Origin of the sequence: Methylobacterium sp. UNCCL125 (assembly GCF_900116795.1) — a bacterium.
In the GTDB taxonomy this organism is placed as follows: domain Bacteria; phylum Pseudomonadota; class Alphaproteobacteria; order Rhizobiales; family Beijerinckiaceae; genus Methylobacterium; species Methylobacterium fujisawaense.
In genome coordinates this window covers 18,422-38,768 of the sequence record NZ_FPBW01000043.1, presented here as the reverse complement: position 1 = coordinate 38,768, position 20,347 = coordinate 18,422, and the positions used below count along the sequence as shown (strand labels likewise).

Genomic DNA, 20,347 nt, shown 5'->3' with positions numbered 1-20,347 from the left:
CGTGCGCGACGCCATCCCGGCTCCCCATCGCCTGGCCAAGGCCGAGTTCGCGACGATCCGCCTGCGCCTGCTCAAGCTTGGGGCTCGCATCCACGAGACCACTGCCCGTGTTCGTCTCGCCTTCGCCGCCGCCTGTCCCGAGGCCGACTTGCTGCGCCATATCGCGGGCGCACTCGCCCCAGCGCCAGCCTGAACCACGGGGCGTGATGCCCCATCGACACCGCTCCCGTCCCTCCAGCGCCGACAGCACAACCAGATCCATACGCGTCAGGACAGACGCACGATCCCGCTCGCCTTCAGCTCAAAACACGTCGCCAGCCAAACCCTGGTGAATAAAGCGGGCTAGTTGCCTGGACAGCGCGGACGGGCCTGGGGATCCTGGCGGCATGCGTCGCGCCCACGCCGCCCTGATTCTCGCCGAACCCCGCGTCGCTGCGGCGGACCATCACCCGCCGCCCTTCGCGGCTGCCCTCGCCAGGGCCAAGGCCTCCTGCGGATCCGAGGCGGCAACGCACGAGCCCGATGTCATCACGCGGCGGGCCGTCAACGGCAGCGCTATGGCCGACGTCGTCCTGCGTTTGAGTGCCGTTCCGTGCGGTGATGACGCCGCATCCGACGGCGGCACCGCAGGCTGCGAGATGCGGGTCTCCGCATCGAAGAAGGACGAGGTCGTCGAGGCCGTCGATCCGATCGCCTTCTGGAACGGGAGCACAGACAGCCGGATACGCTAGCGTGCAGCCGCGGGCCGCAGCATGTCGACGAGGCACTGCGCATTCGTTCAGCGGCATCCGTGCCGCATGGGGGCGTGCTCCGGTCCGGACAGCAGGCCAGCTCCGACCGCGATCGGTTTGCGGCCGCGGGCGTCACGCAGCCTTTGCCGGACGGCGCACGGTCGGCCAGAGTGGCCTCGTGCTCGGCGGCGTGCCCCCTGACGGGAGACAGGCGAATTGATCCCATCGCATCTGATCTTAGCCGGAGCCCTGTTGGCCATGATCGCAGCCGCGCCGCCCCTGATGGCAGCCCCCGACGGCATCCGCGCCGTCACCCTTTCGAGCGGCGGCCTTGCCGAAGTGACCCTGGTTCATGTGGTCGACGGCGATACGACGATCGGGCTCAACGTCAGGCCAGAGCAGATCGACGACATCCTCAAGAGCCTCGTCGTGCGTGATCCGCTCGGCACCGTCGGTGCCCTGCGTCTGGACGGGGTGGATCAGGTCGACGAGACGCTGCGGACGATGCCGTTCACCGCGGACGATCTGTCCGCGCCGGCGCGCCTCGTGGGGAAGCTGCAGGGCATTCCAGTCAAGATCCAGAGTGCCGGGCGCACGCTCGAAGGCCGGGTGCTCGGCGTATCCGAGCGCAATGCCGGAACCGAGGCGGGCGAGGTCGCGATCCTGACCGTGCTGACCGGGTCGGGCACGCTCGAATCCGTGCCGATCGAGGACGGCGCGACCGTGACGATCCAGGATCCGGTCATGGCGTCCAGGATCGCCGCGGCCGTCGACGCGGCCGGCAAGGCCAAGGTCGGCGATGCCCACCGGGTCGAGATCGATGTCGCGGGACGCGGCCGGCGCGAGGTCCGGTTGACCTACGTCGTCGCCGCGCCCGTCTGGAAGACGAGCTATCGCATCGTCGACGGCGGCGAAGGCCGGGCGAATCTGCAGGCCTGGGCGGTCCTCGAGAATGCCCTCGGCGCGGACTGGAAGGGCGTCGACGTCACCCTGTCGTCCGGATCGCCGGTGGCGCTGCTCCAGCGCCTGCACCGGCGTTACTGGCGCACGAGACCGGAGGCGCCGGTGATGGTCGACGATGTCGGCATGCCCGATCTCGACCAGGGCACGGTCGCCCCGAAGACGCTGTCCCGTCTGCGTGCCCCCGCGGCGCCCGCTGCCGCTGTGCCCCTTCCGGCTCCGATGGCGCGCCTCGACGCGCGCCTGGACGCTGCGGAATCCGGCTACGAGGCGGCGGCCGCGACGGCGAGTGCCGGGGCCAGCGAGGGAGATGTGTCGGCCAACTTCACGCTGCCGCATCCGGTCGATCTCCGCGCCGGCGGCACGCTGTCCGTGCCGTTCATCGATACCGAGATCGAGGCCGAGCGGATCGCCCTCTGGAAACCGGGTCAGGGGATCCATCCGATCGCGGCCCTCAGGATCCGCAACGGCACCGCCGCGATGCTGCCCGCCGGTCTCATCACCCTCTACGACCGCAAGGCCGGCTACCTCGGGGATGCGCGCCTGCCCGCGACCCCCGTCGGCGAGCAGCGGCTGGCCAGCTTCGCCGTCGACCGGAAGGTCGCCGTCCAGGCGGAGACGAAGCCGAGCGAGGCCTTGACCAAGATCACGGTGGTCGACGGCGTGGCGCGCGCGACGATGATTGCCCGGGAGGTCACGACCTACACGATCAAGGGTGCGCCGGACGCCGCCCGGGCCGTGATCATCGAGCATCCCCGACGCGATGGCTGGACCTTCACGTCCTCCGCCCGCGACAGCGAAACCCCCACGGCCTATCGTCTCAAGGTCGCGGTTCCCGCCGGCGGGTCGGCAGAGACCCAGGCCGTCTTCGAACGCGTTCAGATCGATGCCTACGATCTCGTCGATGCCGATGAGGCGCTGCTGGTCCGGTGGGCCTCCCTCGCCACCGAACCGGACCTCGGCGGCAAGCTCAAGACCCTGTCGCAGGTCCGCGCGGAGGTTGCCGCGGCGACGCGCACCGTCGAGGAGATCGACGAGCGCGCGGCGAAGGTGCAGGCCGAGCAGGAGCGCATCCGCAGCAATCTCGGCGCCGTCCCCAAGGACAGCGAACTGGCGCGGCGCTATCTCACCCGTATGGGCGCCCAGGAAGACGAACTGGCGAAGCTGGCCGCCGACCGGGCCGGGGCCGAGAGCGAGCTGAAGGCCGCACAGGCGCGGATCCGGACGCTGATCGCGGCGCTCTGACCGTCCGTCCCGGACCCGTTCGCGGTCCGGGCCCGAAGTCCCGTCCGCGAAGGGCGTCCCGCGATCCGGGCGCCCGCCTCCGGGATGATGTCCTAGGCCCGGCGGATCGCCGCGGCCAGATCGGCCGCCTGATCGCGATCCCGACACACCAGCCAGAGATCGTCGTGAGCGGACAGCTCAGCGTCGAACAGGTCGACGAAGGCGGCCGGCGGATCCCCGAGGTCCGGCCAGTGGAACAGGCGGAAGCCCAGCGCCTCGAACAGGGGCAGGATCGGGCCCAGGTCCCACAAGCGGTTGTTGCTCAGGGTCGCGTCGAGGCGTCCCGTGGCCAGGAGCGCGGCATCCGAGATCGCGCCGCCCTCGCTCCAGGGGAACCAGCCGCAGCCGTAATCCAGGGTGTAGCGCTGCGCCGTGACCGACAGCCAGCCGACATGGCCGGTCCGGCGCTCCGGCCGGTGGAGCGGGCGCAACGCCGCAATCATGCGGCCGCCGCGGGTCGGCGCCCAGAAGGCCCGGCCCTCACTGGCCGCGAGCAGGATGCCCTCCGTCGCCTCCGCCGGGATGCTCCGGGCCGGCGCTGAGCGGTCTTCGTTCCAGGCCGGCAGGCTCATCACGCAGCTTCGGGGCCAGCCCGTGCGGCAGGCCGCAACCATCACGCCCCAGCCCGACAGGCCGCCCGCGAAGGGTCGGGTGCCGTCGATCGGATCGCCCACGAAGGTCCAGGCATCCCGGGCGAGCAGCGCCCGGGCCGCGGCTTGTCCCAGATCCTCGGCGGTCTCCTCCTCGATCAAATCGGGGCCGAACCGCGCGTGCATCAGCTGGCTGACGGCGAGGTCGGCCTCGGTCAGGGCCTGGCCGAGATCCGGGCCCTTGTTGGTCATGTCCAGGCCCGTCGCCCGCATGGTCAAGGCCAGGGGTGCAGCCTCCTCGGCGAAGGCCAGCATCTGCGCGAGGACATCGGATTCGGACGTGTCGGACGAGGTCATGCGGCGAACAAGTCGGGGCTTCGGAGCATCAGGGCCTGGACCAGGACCAGCGTCTTGAGATCGGGCAGGCGACCGGCGCGGACCTGATCGCCCAGCGTGGCGAGGGGCACTTCGAGGGTGACGACCTGCTCGCCCTCTTCGTGGAGGCCGCCGCCGGATCCGACCCGGTCGGAGGCGCTGTAGGGCGCAAGGTAGAGCCAGAGCCGCTCCGAAGAGATGCTCGGCATGCTGTAGGCATGCGCCACCGGCTCGAGATCCCGAAGGCGGACGCCCGCCTCCTCCATCGCCTCGCGGATCGCGGTCTCCTCCGGCGCGGCGCCGTCGAGGCCGCCCGCGGGCGCCTCGTCGAGATCGGCCGGCTCTCCCCAGAAGGCCGGGCCGACCCGCGCCTGCCGCACGAGCAGCGCCACGCGCCGAACGGGATCGTAAGGCAGCACGCAGGCCGCCTCGCCGTGATCCTCCAGCGCCCGCCGGACGGTGCTCCCGTCCGGCAGCGTCAGCGTGGCGATGCCGAAGGTGTTCCAGCCGCGGTGGATCACCTCCAGCGGCAGGGCAGGCGCGGCCTCGGTCATGCCCTGGTCAGCGCTTCGTGCTGGAAGCGGTCTGGCCGAACATCACCTTCTTGGCGTCCTCGCTCATGGTCTTGCCGTAGTCGGGATTGACCTCCGGGGCGCGGGCATAGGCCGCCTTCGTGGCCGGCCGCTCGGCGATCGCCGTGAACCAGCGCTTCAGGTTCGGGTGGTCATCGAGGTTCTGACCCTGCTTCTCGTAGGGCACGATCCAGGGGTAGCAGGCCATGTCGGCGATGGAATAATCAGGGCCGGCGACGAAGGCGCGATCGGCCAGGCGCCGGTCGAGGACGCCGTAGAGCCGGTTGGTCTCGTTGACGTAGCGCTTGATCGCGTAGTCGATCTTCTCCGGCGCATATTGCGAGAAGTGGTGGTTCTGGCCGAGCATCGGGCCGAGGCCACCCATCTGCCAGAACAGCCATTGCAGCACCTCTGCCCGGCCGCGCAGATCCCCCGGGATGAAGCGCCCGGTCTTCTCGGCGAGGTAGAGCAGGATCGCTCCCGATTCGAACAGCGAGACCGGCGCGCCGCCGCCGGCCGGCTCATCGTCTACGATCGCCGGCATCCGGTTGTTGGGCGCGATCTTGAGAAAATCCGGATTAAACTGCTCGCCCTTACCAATATTTACAGGGTGAATGCGGTAGGCAAGCCCCGCCTCTTCGAGAAACATCGTGATCTTATGGCCGTTCGGCGTCGGCCAGTAGTGGAGTTCGATCATCGGCTGGTGTCCCGTTATGCCCCGGCGGACGGGAAGTGGGTCGGCGCGGCGCTCCGGTCAAGCACGCGACCGGCGGCGCGGGCGCGCCGCGGTATCCCGGCCTGGCCTCATCCGCCGGCGCAGCCCTGGACCTCGACGTAGAGGGCATAGAGCGACTGGCTCGCCGCCATGAACAGGCGGTTGCGATGGCGGCCGCCGAAACAGAGGTTGGCACAGCGCTCCGGCAGGCGGATGCGCCCGATCGGCCGGCCGTCGGGATTGAACACCATGACGCCGTCCAGGGCGTCGTCACCCATGCCCCAGCCGCACCAGAGATTGCCGTCGACGTCGCAGCGCAGCCCGTCCGGCGTGCCCGGCCCGGCATCGATCAGCACGCGCCGGCCCGAAAGGGCACGGCCGCCGGCCACGTCGTAGGCGACGATCCGCCGGGTCGGCCGCCCGCGCGATTCCACGAGGTAGAGCACGCGGCCATCGGGGGAGAAGCATAGGCCGTTGGGGCCGGCGAGGTCGGTGGCCACCGTCTCCAGCACGCCGGTAACCGGGTCGAGCCGATAGACGTTCTGCGGCAGTTCGGCCTCGGCGCGGGCGCCCTCGTAGAACCCCGCGATGCCGAAGGGCGGATCGGTGAACCAGACCGCACCGTCGGCGGCCGTTACGACGTCGTTGGGGGAGTTGAGCCGCCGGCCCTCGAACGCGTCCGCGAGCACGGTGATCGCGCCGTCATGCTCGGTCCGGGTGACCCGACGGTTGCCGTGCTCGCAGGTGACGAGCCGCCCTTGACGGTCGCGGGTGTTGCCGTTGGCGAAGCCGGACGGCTTCCGGTAGAGACCGACCGCGCCGCTCTCCTCATCCCAGCGCAGGATGCGGTCGTTGGGGATGTCACTCCACAGCAGGTAGCGACCGTCGCCGAACCAGACCGGGCCCTCGCACCAGCGGAAGCCGGTGGCGAGGCGCTCCACCGCCGTGTTGAACACCCGGTAACGGGCGAAGGCGTCGTCGAGGATCTCGACCGCCGGATCGGGATAGCGCGGGCTCGGTGTCCACACGGGAAGGTCCATGTCGCTCGCGGCGATCGTCGCGGTTTCGGCGCCCGCCGGCAAGGGTCATCAAGGGCCAACAACCGCCCCCGCATGGCCGAAGGCCCGACGGTGGCGACGAGGGCCGGTGTTCCCGGCGCGGCGATCCGTAACGCCCCATCCTCCACCCCCCAGTGATGGTGGACGCTGGTTCGTCAGCAGGGAAGCCCGGCCCTCGTCCCGAATCGGACGCTATCGCCCCGTGAATTGTCTGACAAGTCGGCCGGGCGCTGCGGGCGCGCCGGAAGCACGCAGGCGGGGGAATGGGCCACCGGCGTGCCGCGCCTTGCGGGGGACCGGCGGAACCGCTACGGCATTGAGGCCGTGTGGCAGTCGGGGTGTAGCGCAGTCTGGTAGCGCACCTGGTTTGGGACCAGGGGGTCGTAGGTTCGAATCCTATCGCCCCGACCATTCGATCAGGAGCTTGTCGAGTCCGATGCCGAGCGCCCGCATCTTCCGTCCGTCTCGGGATGCCACGCAGTCTGGCCTCGCCCGGACCAAGCAGTGGGTTCTGGAATTCGACCAGACCAGCCCGCGCGAGATCGATCCGCTGATGGGGTGGAACGGCTCCTCCGACATGCTTCAGCAGGTCCGCCTGGAATTCGACACCGAGGCGGAGGCCGTCGCCTACGCGAAGCGCGAGGGCATCGCCTTCCGCGTCGAGCAGCCGGCCAAAGTGGTCCAGCGCAAGGGCCTGTCCTATTCCGACAATTTCAAATTCAACCGCACGGCGCCGTGGACGCATTGAGTCCGGCGAGTTCGGATCAGGCTGTCCGGCGCGCTTTCCAGGCCGGGTAGGGCGAATCGCCCGGCGGACGGATCTGGCTGATCCGCATCGGCTGCGCATCGAGGGGCTGGCAGAGTTCGGCGTAGATCGTCGCGCTGCCGGCACCGTAGGTCTCGGCCTCCTCGGCCGAGAAGGCGAAATAGCCTTCCTTGAAGCCGGCAAGCCGCATCGCCGCGTGGCACATGGGGCACGGGCGGCCGCTCGCGTACATCACGCAGTCGCCGAGATCGCGCCGGCCGAGCAGGCGGCTGGCTTCGCGCAGCGCAACCATCTCGGCATGGGCGCTCGGATCGTTGGTGGCGTGCACGGTGTTGGCCGCGCGGACCAGCACGGTGCCGTCCTGCACGATCACCGCGCCGTAAGGGGCGCCGCCGGCCTCGACATTGGCCTCGGCGAGGGCGACCGCCTCGCGGATATGATCTTCGTGCATCCCCATGGACGATCCCCTCTGCGCTGGCGCGGCAACGCCGGGCGCGGCGGGAAGTTCAGCGACCGGGGCCTCAGAACGCGTAGCGCACGGTGCAGTAGGGCATGGCCTCGGCCAGCAGGGCCTTGAACCGGACGAGCCACCGGCCCTTCCAGCCGGCCCGGTAGCGCAGGTTCGTGCCCCCGCCCTCGGAAACCTTCGCCTCCTGAATGTCCGGCCGCCAGAGCAGGTCCTCGGCCTTCGGGTGCCAGCCGAGATTGACCGCATGCAGATCCGCATTGTGGGTCAGCATGATGATCTCGCACTTGAGCTGCGCCTTGGCGGCGTCGGACAGGGTCGCGTCGATCTCGGCAAACAGGGCCCGCCAGTCCGCCTCCCAGTCCTCGTACAGGATCACGGGCGAGAAATTGACGTGGACTTCGTAGCCGGCGGCCACGAAGTCGTCGATGGCGGCGATCCGCTCCGGGATCGGGGCGGTGCGCACGTCCACGATCCGGGCGATCCGCGCCGGCATGAGCGAGAAGCGGATCCGCGTCTTGCCTTGCGGATCGTAGGCCAGGAGATCGCGGTTCACGGCCTTGGTGGCGAAGGAGGCCTTGGCGTTGGGCAGGGTGCGAAACAGCGCGATCAGGGCGCGTACGCCGCCACTGACCGCCGCATCCACCGAGAGGTCGCCGTTCTCGCCGATGTCGTAGACCCAGTATTCCGGGTCGATCGGATCCGGCGCCGACAGGCGTCCCTGACGGCCGGCGTGCCGGGCGATCGCCGCGCAGGCCTGCTCGACGTTCACGAACAGCGAGATCGGGTTGGAGAAGCCCTTGCGGCGCGGCACGTAGCAATAGGCGCAGGCCATGGCGCAGCCGTTGGAGGTCGAGGGCGCGATGAAATGGGCGCTGCGGCCGTTGGGACGCATCGCGAGACCCTTCTTCACGCCGAGGACCAGGGTCGAGCGCTTGATCCGCACCCAATCCTCCACCGATCCCGCATTGCCGTGGAGTTCCGGGATGTTCCAGTGCGACGGCACGACGATGCGCTCGGCGTCCGGGAAACGGGCCAGGATCTCCCCGCCGAGCGGAAAGTCGCGAACGGCAGGCTCGTGGTAGATCGTCCGGATATCGAGCAGGTCGCGGGTGAGGGCCATGGACGATCCGGGGCCCGGGAGCGGCCCGGATGTCGATATGGTGCTTTCGGGCGCGACCGGAATGCCCCGCGCGCCGGCGCTTCTGCGCATCCGCAGCGGGAAAAGATCGAGATCGCTTGCGGTGGTCGATGATCGTTCAACGATATCTAACGATTCGCTGTCATGAGTCGCTCAGCTTTGAGTGGACATATGATGATCGCTTGGGACCAGGAGAGATCCGGGCCAGGCTCACCCGGCTCCGGTGAATCTCTCGACCCTGCGGATCCGAGGTGGGACGCGCTGGTCCGGCGGGACCAGCTCGAGGCCATGCGCGGGACCGTGCTGGCGGCCATCCCCGTCAACATGCTGCTCGGGCTGGCGAGCATCCTGGTCGCCTATCGGAGCGGGCACGGCGCCCTGGGGGCCGCCTGGTTTGCGGCATCGACCTGCGTCAATCTCCTGCGGATCGTGCTGTGTCGGATCCCCTGCCTCGGCCTCGCGCTGACCGCCGACATGACGCCGAGCCTAGCCGCGACCGCCGCGCGCTCCGTCGACCGGCACCTGCGCGTCTGCACGCTCGCGGCGTTTCTCTCCGGCCTGGTCTGGGCTTGCCAGCCGCTCCTGTCCGCCGGCTACACCTCACCCGAGACCCTGTTCTATCTCACGATCACCTGCGGCGTGACCGCCGGGGCGGTGACGCACGGGATTGCCTATGCGCGCATTCCGATCGCCTTCATCGCTCTGCCGCTGCTGTCGGTCTCCGTCTGCCTGACCTATGCGGGTGACTTCGACCGGAACTGCCTTGCGGCCTGCGTCGTCCTCTACCTCGTGGCGCTGACGCACACCGCGTTCCGGAGCCAGGCCGTGTTCCGCCAGGCGAGCCGGCTCAAGAACGAGGCCCATGCCCTCGCCCGGTCGCGGGCCGAAGCGCATGCCAGCGCCAGCGCCCTCGTCGACGAGATGCGGTGGCGCGCCACGCACGACGACCTCACCGGCCTGCTGAACCGCGCGGGATTCCTCCAGGCGGCGGAAAGCCGGCTCTACAGCGGGACGCTCAGCCTGCTGCTGCTCGACCTCGACGGCTTCAAGTTCGTCAACGACGTCTACGGACACAAGGCGGGCGACCGGGTGCTCGTCGAAGTGGCGCGCCGGCTGAGGGATGCGCTGCCGGAGAACGGCCTTGCGGCCCGGCTCGGCGGCGATGAATTCGCCGTGCTTTACGATCCCGCCACCTCCGGTCTGGCCCACGACGTCATGGCGGCCAACTTCATCACGGCCGTGGCACACCCGTTCGACGGTTTCGACGCGGGCCGGCTCGGGGTCAGCATCGGCGTCCATGCCGGTCCGGAGCCCAGTCTGACCGAGATGCTGAGCTGCGCCGACGAGGCCCTCTACGCCGCGAAGGCCGGAGGCCGGAATCGCTTCCGGGTGTTCGATGCGGGCCTGCGCGAGGGCCTGCAAATGCGGCGCGACCTGGAGCGCGACCTGTCGCAGGCCCTGGTCGAGAACGCGCCCAGGGTCTGGTTTCAGCCGATCTACGCCGCGGATGGCCACACGCTGGTCGGGCTGGAGGCGCTGATCCGCTGGGAGCATCCGCGGCTCGGCTGGATCGCCCCGCCGGACCTGATCGCCGCCGCCGCGATGGCGGGCCTGACCGAATCGCTGCTCCGCTACATCCTTGAGCAGGTCTGCGCGATGCTGGAAATCCTGCGCAGCCGTGGCCTCGATGGGGTCCGCGTGGCGATGAACGTCTCGCCCCGGGAGATGGCGCAGGTTCCGGTGGACGAGATCGTCATCGAGCGCCTGGGCCTGCTCGACCTGCCGCCCACCATGCTCGAGATCGAGATCACCGAGGAGACCGCCCTCGACATCGGCGCGGTTCAGGGGAAGCTGCAGGCCCTGTCGCGCGCCGGCATCCGGATCACCCTGGACGATTTCGGCATCGGCTACTCGTCGCTCTCCTCCCTGCGGCAGCTCAAGGCGGATCGGATCAAGATCGACCGAAGTTTCGTGACCGGGCTCGGCACATGCGACGACAAGCGCGGGCTCGTCCTCGCCGTCCTGGGCCTCGGGCGCCTGCTCGGTCTCGACGTCGTGGCGGAGGGCGTGGAATCGGTCGACGACCTGCACATCCTCCAGGCGATGGGTTGCCCGTTCCTGCAGGGCTATTATCTCGGCCGTCCGATGCCGGTGGAGGCCCTGGAAGATACGCTGCTCGTCCCGCGCATCGCGGCGGCCTTAAACCCGCAGTCGCCGCGGAGCTTCCGAACCGGATCAGAAGCGCTTCGCGCCCGCCGGCCGGCGGCGCAGGAACCGGCGCGTCGCCGCGCGCCACAGGCGGTCGGGAACTCCGTAGAGCCAGACCAGCCCGGCGACCACGGCGACCGCCAGCAGGAACAGCCACGCCAGACATTCGAGGACGGGACCCGGTGCCGGCCCGGACTCCGCCCGGTCATACCAGAGGGGATCGGTGTCCCAGGGCGGATCGTTCTCGTCCACGATGAAACCCTCCACCACGGCGCCGACCCGCGGACCCGGATGTTCGCACGGTGATGGCCGACGGATCGCCGGCCGCCCCGGCTTACAGGACCTTTGGATCCGTTCCGCGCACCGACCCGAACGACCGGCACCGAACCGGCCCGGTGAGTGGACGCTACTGCCGGGGTTCGATTCCATCGAATACTCAATTCGGACGACATCCAGCGCCGGAACACCCTGTTCCGACCGGATCAACCCGTACGCTGTCGTCCCGCCCGCGTGACACCTCCCCTCGGTGGCCGGAATGGTCGCGGATCCTGCGAGATGCGATGACCGTGCAGCGGTCGATGGCGGCCGTGGATGGCGGCTCTGTCGGCCGCCTGTCTTGCGCGCCCGCGAGCCGGTCCCGAACCGGGCCGTGAACGCGACGCCCGACATCCGCCTCCCGCCACAAATCGGGGCCCGAAACCCGGCTCCCCTCCCGGGCGGCAAAGCTGGCCCCGTCTCGGGCAGCGCGCGGACGTTGCTGATCCACAGCCATTTATATTTGCACCGATACCGTATTCGGGACGGCACTTACCGTAACAGCCCAGCACGCGGGGTAACGGAGACCGGATGTGTCACCTTAATGCCCCAACGCCGGACTTTCCGCCGCCATCCCTAAGCCGGGGCGAGCCAAAGCGCCCGGTTTGCGCTAAGCGTGACGGTGGGGCGGGCTTGATCGGAGACGAGCGAAACGCCGTACCTTGGCCGTTTTCGTCTCGGACATCCGAACCGAAAGAGACCGCAAGGGCTTGTTCATCGTGACACGACGTCCACAAGCGAGTTGCTCGACATTCCGTTTGGTCGGGATGGTCTCCGGGCTCGCGATTCTGGCAGCGATGCCGGCGTCTGCCGAGACACTCGAAAGCGCGCTCGCGAAAGCCTATCAGGGCAATCCAAGCCTCAACGCCAGCCGCGCCGGCGTGCGCGCGACCGACGAGAGCGTCGCGATCGCGCAGTCGGGCTATCGCCCCCAGGTCAATCTCGGGGCGCAGATCGGCGTCCAGTACCTTCAGACCCGCAGCTCCAGCACCGCCGCGGCCGCGGCAGGCTCGGCCAGCACCGGCACGTCGGCGACCGGCACAGCCGGTCTCGGGGGCACCACGGGCGGCGTTACGGGCGGCACCGGGATCGGCGTCGGAACGAGCACGACGGGTGTCGGCACGACTGACATCGGAGCGGGCTCGTCCGGCGTGGCCGGCACGTCGGCGACCAGCGGAGCCGGGGCGACATCGAGCACGGCTGAGATCGCCTCGGCCCAGACCATCACCTCCAAGCGGACTGTCCGGACCACCTACCTGCCGAGCACCGCGAGCCTGACCGTCTCGCAGACGCTGTTCAACGGCTTCCAGACGGACAACCTGACCCGCCGCGCCGAGTCGACCGTGTACAGCCAGCGCGAGACGCTGCGCTACACGGAGCTGACCGTGCTCTACAACGCCGTTCAGTCGTACATGAACGTGCTCAGCAACACGGCGACGCTGGAACTCAACCGGAACAACGTCGAGGTCTTGGAGGAGCAGCTGCGCCAGACGCGCGACCGCTTCAACGTCGGCGAGGTGACGCGGACCGATGTCGCCCAGGCCGAGGCCCGTCTCGCGGGCGCCCGCTCGCAGGTGAGCGCGGCGGAATCGGCCCTGCGGACGAGCATCGGCATCTACCGGCAGAATATCGGTGTCGAGCCGCGCCAGCTTGCGCCCGGCCGGCCTCTGGACCGGTTCGTTCCGCACAGCCTGGACGCCGCCATCGCCATCGGCCTGCGCGAGCATCCGCAGATCGTGTCGGCGATCCACGCCGTCGACGCGGCCGAATCGCAGGTGAAGGTGCTGGAAGGTCAGCTGGCGCCGCAGGTCAGCCTGCAGGGCTCCCTCAGTCAGGTCTACGACCAGACCGGCCCGAACCAGAGCTTCTTCGTCGGATTCGTGGGCGGCCGGCTGAACATCCCGATCTACGAGGGCGGCCAGACCTACGCGCAGATCCGGCAGGCGAAGGAGACCGTCGGCCAGACGCGCATCCAGGTGGATCAGGTCCGCGATCAGGTCCGCGCCCAGATCGTCGATTTCTGGGGTCGCCTGGAAGCCGCCAAGGCCCAGGTCATCGCCGCCCAGGCCCAGGTCCAGGCCAACGAGGTGGCGCTGAACGGCGTGCGCGAGGAAGCCCGCGTCGGCCAGCGCACCACCCTCGACGTGCTGAATGCGCAGCAGGAATTGCTGAACTCCCGCGTGAACCTCATCGTCGCCCAACGCGACCGCGTGATCTTCTCCTACGGCGTGGTCCAGGCGATCGGGCAACTCACCGCGCGGTTCACGGCACTGCCGGTCGAATATTACAGCGCCAAGGTCCACTTCGATCAGGTCAAGGATCTGTGGTTCGGTCTGCGCACGCCGGACGGCCGCTGAGGGCTTTTCCACGGGGAGTGTGTTGCGGGCACGCTTGCCGCCACGAAACGGCATGGAATACTGATTGAACAACGATCCGATCGGGTCGCGTTCCAGTCTCCCATGCCCGAGTGCGCCTGCCGATGAGTGCAGCAAGCCCAAAGATCCCGGACACGAAATTCCAGGACAAGGCTGCCGATAAGGCGCACGAGCCTTCGATGGAAGAGATCCTCGCGTCGATCCGCAGGATCATCGCCGACGATCAGGCCGCCAAGCCCGCCGAGACGACGGTCGCGCCGGAGCCCGATGACGTGCTCGACCTCGCTGAGGTCGCCGAGCCGGTGACGCGCCCGCGCGTGGTCGAGCCGGAGCCGGAGCCGGAACCTGCTCCGGATCTGCTCGATTTCGACGCGATCGACTTCGAGGACCCGGTCGCCGCGGCACCGGAGCCCGATCCGATCCCGGAACCGCCGGCACCACCGCGGCCGCAGCCCGTGCTCCAGGCCGTGCGCGCGCCGGAACCGGAGCCGGAGCGGGAGGCCCTGGTCTCCCCGGCGACCGACGCCAGCGTCAGCGGCGCGTTCAACCTGCTGGCCCATACGGTGCTGACGCAGAACGCCCGGACCCTGGAGGATCTCGTCAAGGAGATGCTCCGGCCGATGCTGAAATCCTGGCTCGACGACAACCTGCCCGCCGTGGTCGAGCGCCTCGTGCGCGCCGAGATCGAGCGGGTCTCGCGCGGCCGCTGAGCCGGCGGCCTGGGTACGGTGGCCGCGAGCCGCCGTCCGCGTGTTGACGGGAGCGGCGTGACGGTCGAAAGCGGGGCCAACCCCGTTTGGACAAGCGCCGGCCCGTACCCGCGATGATGGACAAGACCTTCGAGCCCACCTCCGTCGAGGCGCGGATTTCCGCCGCCTGGGCCGAGGCGGACGCCTTCCGCGCCGGCCGGCCCGAGCGCGCCGGGGCTCCGCCGTACTGCATCGTGATCCCGCCGCCGAACGTGACGGGCTCGCTGCATATGGGCCACGCCCTCAACAACACCCTGCAGGACATCCTCTGCCGCTTCGAGCGCATGCGCGGCAAGGACGTGCTCTGGCAGCCGGGGACGGACCATGCCGGCATCGCCACCCAGATGGTGGTCGAGCGGCGGATGATGGAGCATCAGGAGCCCGGTCGCCGCGAGATCGGCCGCGCGGCCTTCGTCGAGAAGGTCTGGGCCTGGAAGGCGGAATCCGGCGGCGCGATCGTCAACCAGCTGAAGCGGCTGGGCGCCTCCTGCGACTGGTCCCGCGAGCGCTTCACCATGGACGAGGGCCTGAGCCGGGCCGTCCTCAAGACCTTCGTCGACCTGCACCGGCAGGGCCTGATCTACCGCGACAAGCGGCTGGTGAACTGGGACCCGAAGTTCCAGACCGCGATCTCGGACCTGGAGGTCCAGCAGATCGAGACGAAGGGCCATCTCTGGCACTTCGACTATCCGGTCGTCGACGAGACCGGAACCGAGACCGGGGCGGTCATCACGGTGGCGACCACCCGTCCCGAGACGATGCTGGGCGATACCGGCGTCGCGGTCCATCCCGAGGACGAGCGGTATACGGCGCTGGTCGGCAAGCGCGTGCGCCTGCCGCTGGTCGGGCGGCTGATCCCGATCGTCGCCGACACCTACTCGGACCCGGAGAAGGGGACGGGCGCGGTCAAGATCACCCCCGCCCACGACTTCAACGATTTCGATGTCGGCCGCCGCCAGGGACTCGGCGTGATCAACATCCTCGACCCCGAGGGGCGGATGCTGCTCGAGGGCAATGCGGCCTTCCTCGACGGGACCTCGCCCGAACCGGAGGCCCTGGCGCTCCACGGCCTCGACCGGGCCCAAGCCCGCAAGGCGGTGGTCGCGCTGATGGAGGCGCGCGGGCTCCTGCGCGCGACCGAGGCGAACACCCACGCGGTCCCGCACGGCGACCGGTCCGGCGTGGTCATCGAGCCCTACCTGACCGACCAGTGGTACGTGAACGTCAAGCCGCTCGCGGAGCGCGCCCTCCAGGCGGTGCGCGACGGGCAGACCAAGTTCGTGCCCGAGAACTACGAGAAGATCTTCTTCCAGTGGCTCACCAACATCGAGCCCTGGTGCATCTCGCGCCAGCTCTGGTGGGGCCACCAGATTCCGGTCTGGTACGACGCGGAGGGCGGCATCTTCGTCGCCGAGAGCGAGGCGGAGGCGCTGGAAGCGGCCGAGGCGAAGCACGGCCGCTCCGTCGCGCTGACCCGCGACGAGGATGTCCTCGACACGTGGTTCTCCTCGGCCCTCTGGCCGTTCTCGACCCTCGGCTGGCCGGATTCGACCCCGGAACTCGGTCGCTTCTACCCGACCAACACCCTGGTGACCGGCAAGGACATCCTGTTCTTCTGGGTCGCCCGGATGATGATGATGGGCCTGCACCTCACCGACCGGGCCCCCTTCGACACGGTCTACCTGCACACCCTGGTGCGGGACGCGTCGGGGGCGAAGATGTCGAAGTCGAAGGGCAACGTCGTCGATCCGCTGGAGCTGATCGATCAGGTCGGCGCCGACGCCCTGCGCTTCACCCTCTGTGCGCTGGCCGTCCAGGGCCGCGACATCAAGCTGTCCACCGACCGGGTCCAGGGCTACCGCAACTTCGCGACCAAGCTCTGGAACGCCGCCCGCTTCGCCGAGCTGAACGGCTGCCGCCTGGACCCAGCCTTCGATCCGCGCTCCGCCACCGGCGCGATCAACCGCTGGGCGCTCACCGAGGCCGCGCGCGCGGTCGACGAGGTCACGGGTGCCCTCGAGGCCTTCCGCTTCAACGACGCCGCGGCGGCCGCCTATCGCTTCGTCTGGAACATCTTCTGCGACTGGTATCTCGAACTCGCCAAGCCCGTGCTCCAGGGCGAGGGCGTCGACCCCGCGATCCGGGCCGAGACGCAGGCGAGCGTGGCGTTCCTGATCGATCAGGTCGCCAAGCTGCTGCACCCGTTCATGCCCTTCCTCACGGAGGAGCTGTGGGCGATCAAGGGGGCCGAGCTGCCGGAGCGCGGCCTCCTGACCCTGGCCTCTTGGCCGGACCTCGGCGGCCTTGCCGATGCGGCCGCGGAGGCCGAGGTCGGGTTCGTGGTCGATCTCGTCAGCCAGATCCGCTCGGCGCGGTCCGAGACCAATGTCCCGGCCGCCGCGCAGATCCCGCTGGTGATGGTCGGCGCGGCCCCGGAGGTCCGGGCGCGGGTGGAGGCATGGCGGGACACGCTGCTGCGCCTCGCGCGCCTGTCGGACATCACCTTCGCGGAGGCGCCGCCGAAGAACTCGGTTCAGCTGCTGGTGCGCGGGAGCGTCGCCGCACTGCCTCTGGAAGGCGTCGTCGATCTCGCCGCCGAGGTCGCCCGCCTGAAGAAGGAGCAGGGCAAGGCGCAGGGCGAGATCAAGAAGATCGACGCCAAGCTCGGCAATGCCGACTTCGTGGCCCGGGCGCCCGAGGAGATCATCGAGGAGAACCGGGAGCGGCGCGACAGCGAGGCGGCGCGGCTCGTGAAGATCGAGGAGGCTCTGGTCCGGCTCAGCGGGGACTGAGCGCCCGTCCCGGGCCGCTGAGGCCCGGGCTCGGCGCCCTGCGCCGGCGGGACCGGCAGCGCGCCGTCACCCGGACGGCCAAGCGTCAGCGGCGGGTGCCGAGGGTGCCGGTGAAGGCCCGCGGCCCGGCCCAGTTGGCGGCCGACGCGTCGTTCGGGCTCCAGAACCCGTCCTGCGACGCGGCCCGCGGATGCGTGGAATAGTCAGGCGGAACATAGCCGCCGGCCTGGTTCCAGTAGCCGGGCCGCATGTGGGTCGCCGACTTGGCGGTGCGATCGTCGCCGGGGCGGCGCGTATCGACCCCGTATGTCCTCTTGGACCCGCCGCGCGGCGCGTGATCTGCCACGGCGGGCTTCGCGTCAAAGTAGTCGCGGTAATCCGCGTACGAGTCGGCCGCCAGCGCGCCGACAGTCAACCCGAAGAACATGGCGGCGGCCAACAGCGTCTTCATTGCAATCCCCTCTGCCTGAACACTGGGATCGAGCAACGCCGAAACTTATTCCGGCCTGCCGAACTCAGCGGGATTTAAGGCCGACCCTCGGAAATCGCGGTGTCGGACAGCACAAGCCTGGGCCTGTCCCATGCCGAACCGAGGCGTCGCGCTCTTCCGATCGCAGGCGACCACTGGGATCGCGATGCGGCTCCGCGATCGCTTGGCCACCTGTCCAAACGGTAATCTGACCGCCACGCCCGGGTCAGGCGGCGCTCTCTAGACAGATCCCATCGACGGCCGCGACCGCAGGCGTCGTCCCGATCAGTTTCGAGAGGTTGAGCCCCCCATGACCGAAACCCGTCCCACTGGCCGCACCTCGCGCCGCGCCCTCGCCTCCGTGGCGGCGGCCGCGCTGATCGCCGGCGGTGCCATCGGCAGTGGCTATCTGCCGAGCGCGACTCCGGCCTACGCGCAGGCCCTTCCGAAATCCCCGATCGAGGCCCCCGAGCATCCGCCGGGCTCGTTTGCCGGCATCGTCAACAAGGTGAAGCCGGGCGTCGTCTCGGTGAAGGTCAAGCTCGACGACTCCGCGAGCAGCGACGACGATGACGGCCCGAGCCAGGGCCGCAACCTTCAGAATGTGCCGCCGCAGCTGCGCGAGTTCTTCAAGCGCTTCGGCCAGAACGGCCCCGGCGGGATGCAGCCCCAGCGCCAGGGTCCGCGCGGCGCGGTCGGCTCCGGCTTCATCATCTCGGCCGACGGCTACGTGGTCACCAACAACCACGTCGTCGATCACGCCAAGACCGTGCAGGTGACCCTGGACGACGGCCGCACCCTCGACGCGAAGGTCATCGGCAAGGATCCCAAGACCGACGTCGCTCTGCTGAAGATCACCGAGGGCTCGAACTTCCCCTACGTGCAGTTCGGCAAATCCGCGCCTCAGGTCGGCGACTGGGTTGTGGCGATCGGTAACCCCTTCGGCCTCGGCGGCACCGTGACCGCCGGCATCGTCTCGGCCCGCGGCCGCGACATCGGCGCCGGTCCGTACGACGACTTCCTGCAGATCGACGCGCCCATCAACAAGGGCAATTCAGGCGGCCCGACCTTCAACGTCAACGGCGAGGTCGTCGGCGTCAACACCGCCATCGCGTCCCCGTCGGGCGGCAGCGTCGGCCTCGCCTTCGCGATCCCGGCCGAGACCGTTCAGGCGGTGGTCGATCAGCTCCGGACCGACGGCAAGGTCGCCCGCGGCTACCTGGGCGTCCAGATCCAGCCCGTGACGCAGGACATCGCCGAGGGCCTGGGCCTCGACAAGGCCAAGGGGGCGCTCGTCGACCATGCCGAGAACGGCACCCCCGCGGCCAAGGCCGGGCTGAAGGCCGGTGACGTGATCGAGAAGGTCAACGGCGACACGGTGGACAGCGCCCGCGAGCTGTCGCGCAGGATCGCCGGCATGAAGCCCGGCGCCAAGGTCGAGCTGAGCTACCTGCGTGGTGGCAAGTCCGACACCGCCACGGTGACGCTGGGCACGATGCCGACCGACGGCACGAAGATGGCGAGCCGTGACGAGGATTCGAGCAACGGCCAGCCGCGGCTCGGCCTGCAGCTCGCTCCGGCCGGCGATGTCGGTCTGTCGGATCAGGGTGTTGCGGTGGTGCAGGTCGATCCCGACGGGCCGGCTGCCGCCAAGGGTATCGAGGCGGGTGACGTGATCCTCGATGTCGGCGGCCAGAGCGTGTCCCGTCCGTCGGATGTGGCGACGCAGATCCGGGCGGCCGAGTCGAGCGGACGCAAGGCCGTGCTGATGCGGGTGAAGAGCGGCAAGGGCCAGACCCGGTTCGTGGCGGTCTCGCTCAACAAGAAGGACGGCTGAGGCCGGCTCCTCCCGGCGCGGGGCCCCTCCCCCGCGCCGCCGCGTGGTGACCTCCGACTGGCGCCGGCCGAACAGGCCGGCGCCTTTTGTCGTCCCTCACGATGGTCCTGGCGCGCACTGGGAAGCGAGAAACCGGCCTGCTTCGCGTCCGCTGGCAGAAACGGGCTCTGACGTCTCAGCGCTCCGCAGCCGGTATTCCCAGCCCCGGTCCGAGCCGGGCGCGACAGCGTCCAAGCGACGCGAAGGCCGCATTGGAGTCACGGGCCAACCGCATCAGGTCCCCCAGCCGTGCCCGGCCGCGGGCGAAGGCGAAGAACACCGCCGCAATGTCGGGTTCACCGTCCGCCGTGAGCGCCTGTGCGGCGAAGGCGGGCAGCGCCTGACCGGCCGGATCGCAGATCACGCGCAGCGCCGCGAAGGGCACGCCGTGCCGGCCCGCGAAGGACGCAGCCACGTGCGATTCCATGTCGACGGCGGCCGCGCCGGAGGTCGCCCGCAGATCGGTCTTGCCCTCGACGGAGAGCACGGCCGTATCGACACCGGCCAGATCGGCGGCGATCACCCGCGCGCCGGAACCGGACAGGAGATTGAGGAGCGCCGCCGAGAGGTCGAGATCGGCGGCACGCCGCCCGTCTTCGCTCACCACGCCGGTACCGACGACGACGTCACCCGGCTTGAGAGAGGGATCGAGCCCCCCAGCGATGCCGAAGCTCACAACCGCCCGGCAGCCGGAGGAGACGCGCGCGTCGAGGAGGTGACGCAGGCGATGCGGGTTGCCGCCGGCCCCCACCGCCTCGACCCCCTCCCCCGCCGCCATGCGGCGCTCGCGGGCGAGGCCGGTGACGGCCAGGACGGGTGCGGTGGGATCAATCATGGCGCGCTGGTGGACCAGTCCGGCCAGGTCCGCAAGCCGGCGCGGACGTCGCGGCGGCGTCTGGGCCGGC

The 20,347-nt window shown here is 69.7% G+C and carries 17 protein-coding genes and 1 tRNA gene; 10 read left to right on the top strand and 8 right to left on the bottom strand.

What is annotated here, in order from left to right:
• The 3 genes from BM396_RS29145 to BM396_RS29135 form a co-directional block, all read left to right on the top strand.
• Window positions 1-193: transposase (locus BM396_RS29145; protein WP_210187138.1), on the top strand; the 193-nt coding region annotated here is incomplete at its 5' end.
• A 193-nt stretch (window positions 194-386) separates the two neighbouring features.
• Entirely contained in the window at window positions 387-731 is a 345-nt protein-coding gene (locus tag BM396_RS29140) for a hypothetical protein (RefSeq protein ID WP_051976228.1), read from the top strand.
• Window positions 732-989: 258 nt separating this feature from the next.
• Complete coding sequence (locus BM396_RS29135; protein WP_244538994.1) at window positions 990-2,936, top strand: DUF4139 domain-containing protein; 1,947 nt, start codon at window positions 990-992, stop codon at window positions 2,934-2,936.
• Window positions 2,937-3,028: 92 nt separating this feature from the next.
• On the opposite strand, the gene BM396_RS29130 is transcribed toward BM396_RS29135, so the two are convergent.
• From BM396_RS29130 to BM396_RS29115, 4 genes are all read right to left on the bottom strand, one after another.
• Window positions 3,029-3,922, bottom strand: a complete 894-nt coding sequence (locus BM396_RS29130; RefSeq protein ID WP_043387020.1) for an inositol monophosphatase family protein — start codon at window positions 3,920-3,922, stop codon at window positions 3,029-3,031.
• Window positions 3,919-4,494: an NUDIX domain-containing protein gene (locus BM396_RS29125; RefSeq protein WP_081948749.1), complete on the bottom strand. Its 576-nt coding sequence runs from the start codon at window positions 4,492-4,494 to the stop codon at window positions 3,919-3,921. The genes BM396_RS29130 and BM396_RS29125 overlap by 4 nt, the downstream gene beginning before the upstream one ends.
• A 7-nt stretch (window positions 4,495-4,501) precedes the next feature.
• Complete coding sequence (locus BM396_RS29120; RefSeq protein WP_043387021.1) at window positions 4,502-5,209, bottom strand: glutathione binding-like protein; 708 nt, start codon at window positions 5,207-5,209, stop codon at window positions 4,502-4,504.
• A 107-nt stretch (window positions 5,210-5,316) separates the two neighbouring features.
• Window positions 5,317-6,267 (bottom strand): SMP-30/gluconolactonase/LRE family protein, encoded by a 951-nt coding sequence (locus tag BM396_RS29115; RefSeq protein WP_043387050.1) that lies wholly within the window; start codon window positions 6,265-6,267, stop codon window positions 5,317-5,319.
• Window positions 6,268-6,619: 352 nt separating this feature from the next.
• Here BM396_RS29115 and BM396_RS29110 point away from each other — a divergent pair.
• Both BM396_RS29110 and BM396_RS29105 read left to right on the top strand, forming a co-directional pair.
• Window positions 6,620-6,696, top strand: a tRNA-Pro gene (locus BM396_RS29110).
• 25 nt (window positions 6,697-6,721) lie between these two features.
• A complete protein-coding gene (locus BM396_RS29105) occupies window positions 6,722-7,033 on the top strand; it encodes an ETC complex I subunit (RefSeq protein ID WP_043355257.1) in 312 nt (103 codons plus the stop codon).
• A 16-nt stretch (window positions 7,034-7,049) separates the two neighbouring features.
• Here BM396_RS29105 and BM396_RS29100 read toward each other — a convergent pair whose 3' ends face one another.
• Window positions 7,050-7,508, bottom strand: coding sequence for a nucleoside deaminase (locus BM396_RS29100; RefSeq protein WP_043355254.1), 459 nt, complete (start codon window positions 7,506-7,508; stop codon window positions 7,050-7,052).
• A gap of 64 nt (window positions 7,509-7,572) precedes the next feature.
• Complete coding sequence (locus BM396_RS29095; RefSeq protein ID WP_043387022.1) at window positions 7,573-8,640, bottom strand: spore photoproduct lyase family protein; 1,068 nt, start codon at window positions 8,638-8,640, stop codon at window positions 7,573-7,575.
• Window positions 8,641-8,946: 306 nt separating this feature from the next.
• On the opposite strand from BM396_RS29095, the gene BM396_RS29090 reads away from it, so the two are divergent.
• From BM396_RS29090 to BM396_RS29070, 4 genes are all read left to right on the top strand, one after another.
• Window positions 8,947-11,172, top strand: coding sequence for a putative bifunctional diguanylate cyclase/phosphodiesterase (locus BM396_RS29090; RefSeq protein ID WP_244538993.1), 2,226 nt, complete (start codon window positions 8,947-8,949; stop codon window positions 11,170-11,172).
• 776 nt (window positions 11,173-11,948) lie between these two features.
• Window positions 11,949-13,538, top strand: coding sequence for a TolC family outer membrane protein (locus BM396_RS29080; RefSeq protein WP_051045025.1), 1,590 nt, complete (start codon window positions 11,949-11,951; stop codon window positions 13,536-13,538).
• 197 nt (window positions 13,539-13,735) lie between these two features.
• Window positions 13,736-14,266: a PopZ family protein gene (locus BM396_RS29075; protein WP_043355243.1), complete on the top strand. Its 531-nt coding sequence runs from the start codon at window positions 13,736-13,738 to the stop codon at window positions 14,264-14,266.
• 113 nt (window positions 14,267-14,379) lie between these two features.
• Window positions 14,380-17,097 carry a valine--tRNA ligase gene (locus BM396_RS29070; protein WP_043387023.1) on the top strand — a complete coding sequence of 906 codons (2,718 nt, stop codon included), beginning with the start codon at window positions 14,380-14,382 and terminating at the stop codon, window positions 17,095-17,097.
• Between the two features lie 85 nt (window positions 17,098-17,182).
• Here the strand turns inward: BM396_RS29070 and BM396_RS29065 are convergent, their stop codons facing one another.
• Window positions 17,183-17,548 carry a hypothetical protein gene (locus BM396_RS29065; protein ID WP_051976229.1) on the bottom strand — a complete coding sequence of 122 codons (366 nt, stop codon included), beginning with the start codon at window positions 17,546-17,548 and terminating at the stop codon, window positions 17,183-17,185.
• Window positions 17,549-17,876: 328 nt separating this feature from the next.
• On the opposite strand from BM396_RS29065, the gene BM396_RS29060 reads away from it, so the two are divergent.
• On the top strand, window positions 17,877-19,403 hold the full coding sequence (locus tag BM396_RS29060) for a Do family serine endopeptidase (protein ID WP_043355239.1): 1,527 nt from the start codon (window positions 17,877-17,879) through the stop codon (window positions 19,401-19,403).
• Between the two features lie 175 nt (window positions 19,404-19,578).
• Here the strand turns inward: BM396_RS29060 and BM396_RS29055 are convergent, their stop codons facing one another.
• The gene (locus BM396_RS29055) at window positions 19,579-20,277 is read right to left on the bottom strand and encodes a phosphorylase (protein ID WP_043387061.1); all 699 of its coding nucleotides are present in this window, start codon (window positions 20,275-20,277) and stop codon (window positions 19,579-19,581) included.
• Window positions 20,278-20,347 lie beyond the last annotated feature (70 nt).

Bases quoted from the DNA above. Each gene is read 5' to 3' on its own strand.
- BM396_RS29140 (WP_051976228.1), top strand. From the start codon at position 387: ATGCGTCGCGCCCACGCCGCCCTGATTCTCGCCGAACCCCGCGTCGCT.
- BM396_RS29135 (WP_244538994.1), top strand. From the start codon at position 990: ATGATCGCAGCCGCGCCGCCCCTGATGGCAGCCCCCGACGGCATCCGC.
- BM396_RS29130 (WP_043387020.1), bottom strand. From the start codon at position 3,922: ATGACCTCGTCCGACACGTCCGAATCCGATGTCCTCGCGCAGATGCTG.
- BM396_RS29125 (WP_081948749.1), bottom strand. From the start codon at position 4,494: ATGACCGAGGCCGCGCCTGCCCTGCCGCTGGAGGTGATCCACCGCGGC.
- BM396_RS29120 (WP_043387021.1), bottom strand. From the start codon at position 5,209: ATGATCGAACTCCACTACTGGCCGACGCCGAACGGCCATAAGATCACG.
- BM396_RS29115 (WP_043387050.1), bottom strand. From the start codon at position 6,267: ATGGACCTTCCCGTGTGGACACCGAGCCCGCGCTATCCCGATCCGGCG.
- BM396_RS29105 (WP_043355257.1), top strand. From the start codon at position 6,722: ATGCCGAGCGCCCGCATCTTCCGTCCGTCTCGGGATGCCACGCAGTCT.
- BM396_RS29100 (WP_043355254.1), bottom strand. From the start codon at position 7,508: ATGGGGATGCACGAAGATCATATCCGCGAGGCGGTCGCCCTCGCCGAG.
- BM396_RS29095 (WP_043387022.1), bottom strand. From the start codon at position 8,640: ATGGCCCTCACCCGCGACCTGCTCGATATCCGGACGATCTACCACGAG.
- BM396_RS29090 (WP_244538993.1), top strand. From the start codon at position 8,947: ATGCGCGGGACCGTGCTGGCGGCCATCCCCGTCAACATGCTGCTCGGG.
- BM396_RS29080 (WP_051045025.1), top strand. From the start codon at position 11,949: ATGGTCTCCGGGCTCGCGATTCTGGCAGCGATGCCGGCGTCTGCCGAG.
- BM396_RS29075 (WP_043355243.1), top strand. From the start codon at position 13,736: ATGGAAGAGATCCTCGCGTCGATCCGCAGGATCATCGCCGACGATCAG.
- BM396_RS29070 (WP_043387023.1), top strand. From the start codon at position 14,380: ATGATGGACAAGACCTTCGAGCCCACCTCCGTCGAGGCGCGGATTTCC.
- BM396_RS29065 (WP_051976229.1), bottom strand. From the start codon at position 17,548: ATGAAGACGCTGTTGGCCGCCGCCATGTTCTTCGGGTTGACTGTCGGC.
- BM396_RS29060 (WP_043355239.1), top strand. From the start codon at position 17,877: ATGACCGAAACCCGTCCCACTGGCCGCACCTCGCGCCGCGCCCTCGCC.
- BM396_RS29055 (WP_043387061.1), bottom strand. From the start codon at position 20,277: ATGATTGATCCCACCGCACCCGTCCTGGCCGTCACCGGCCTCGCCCGC.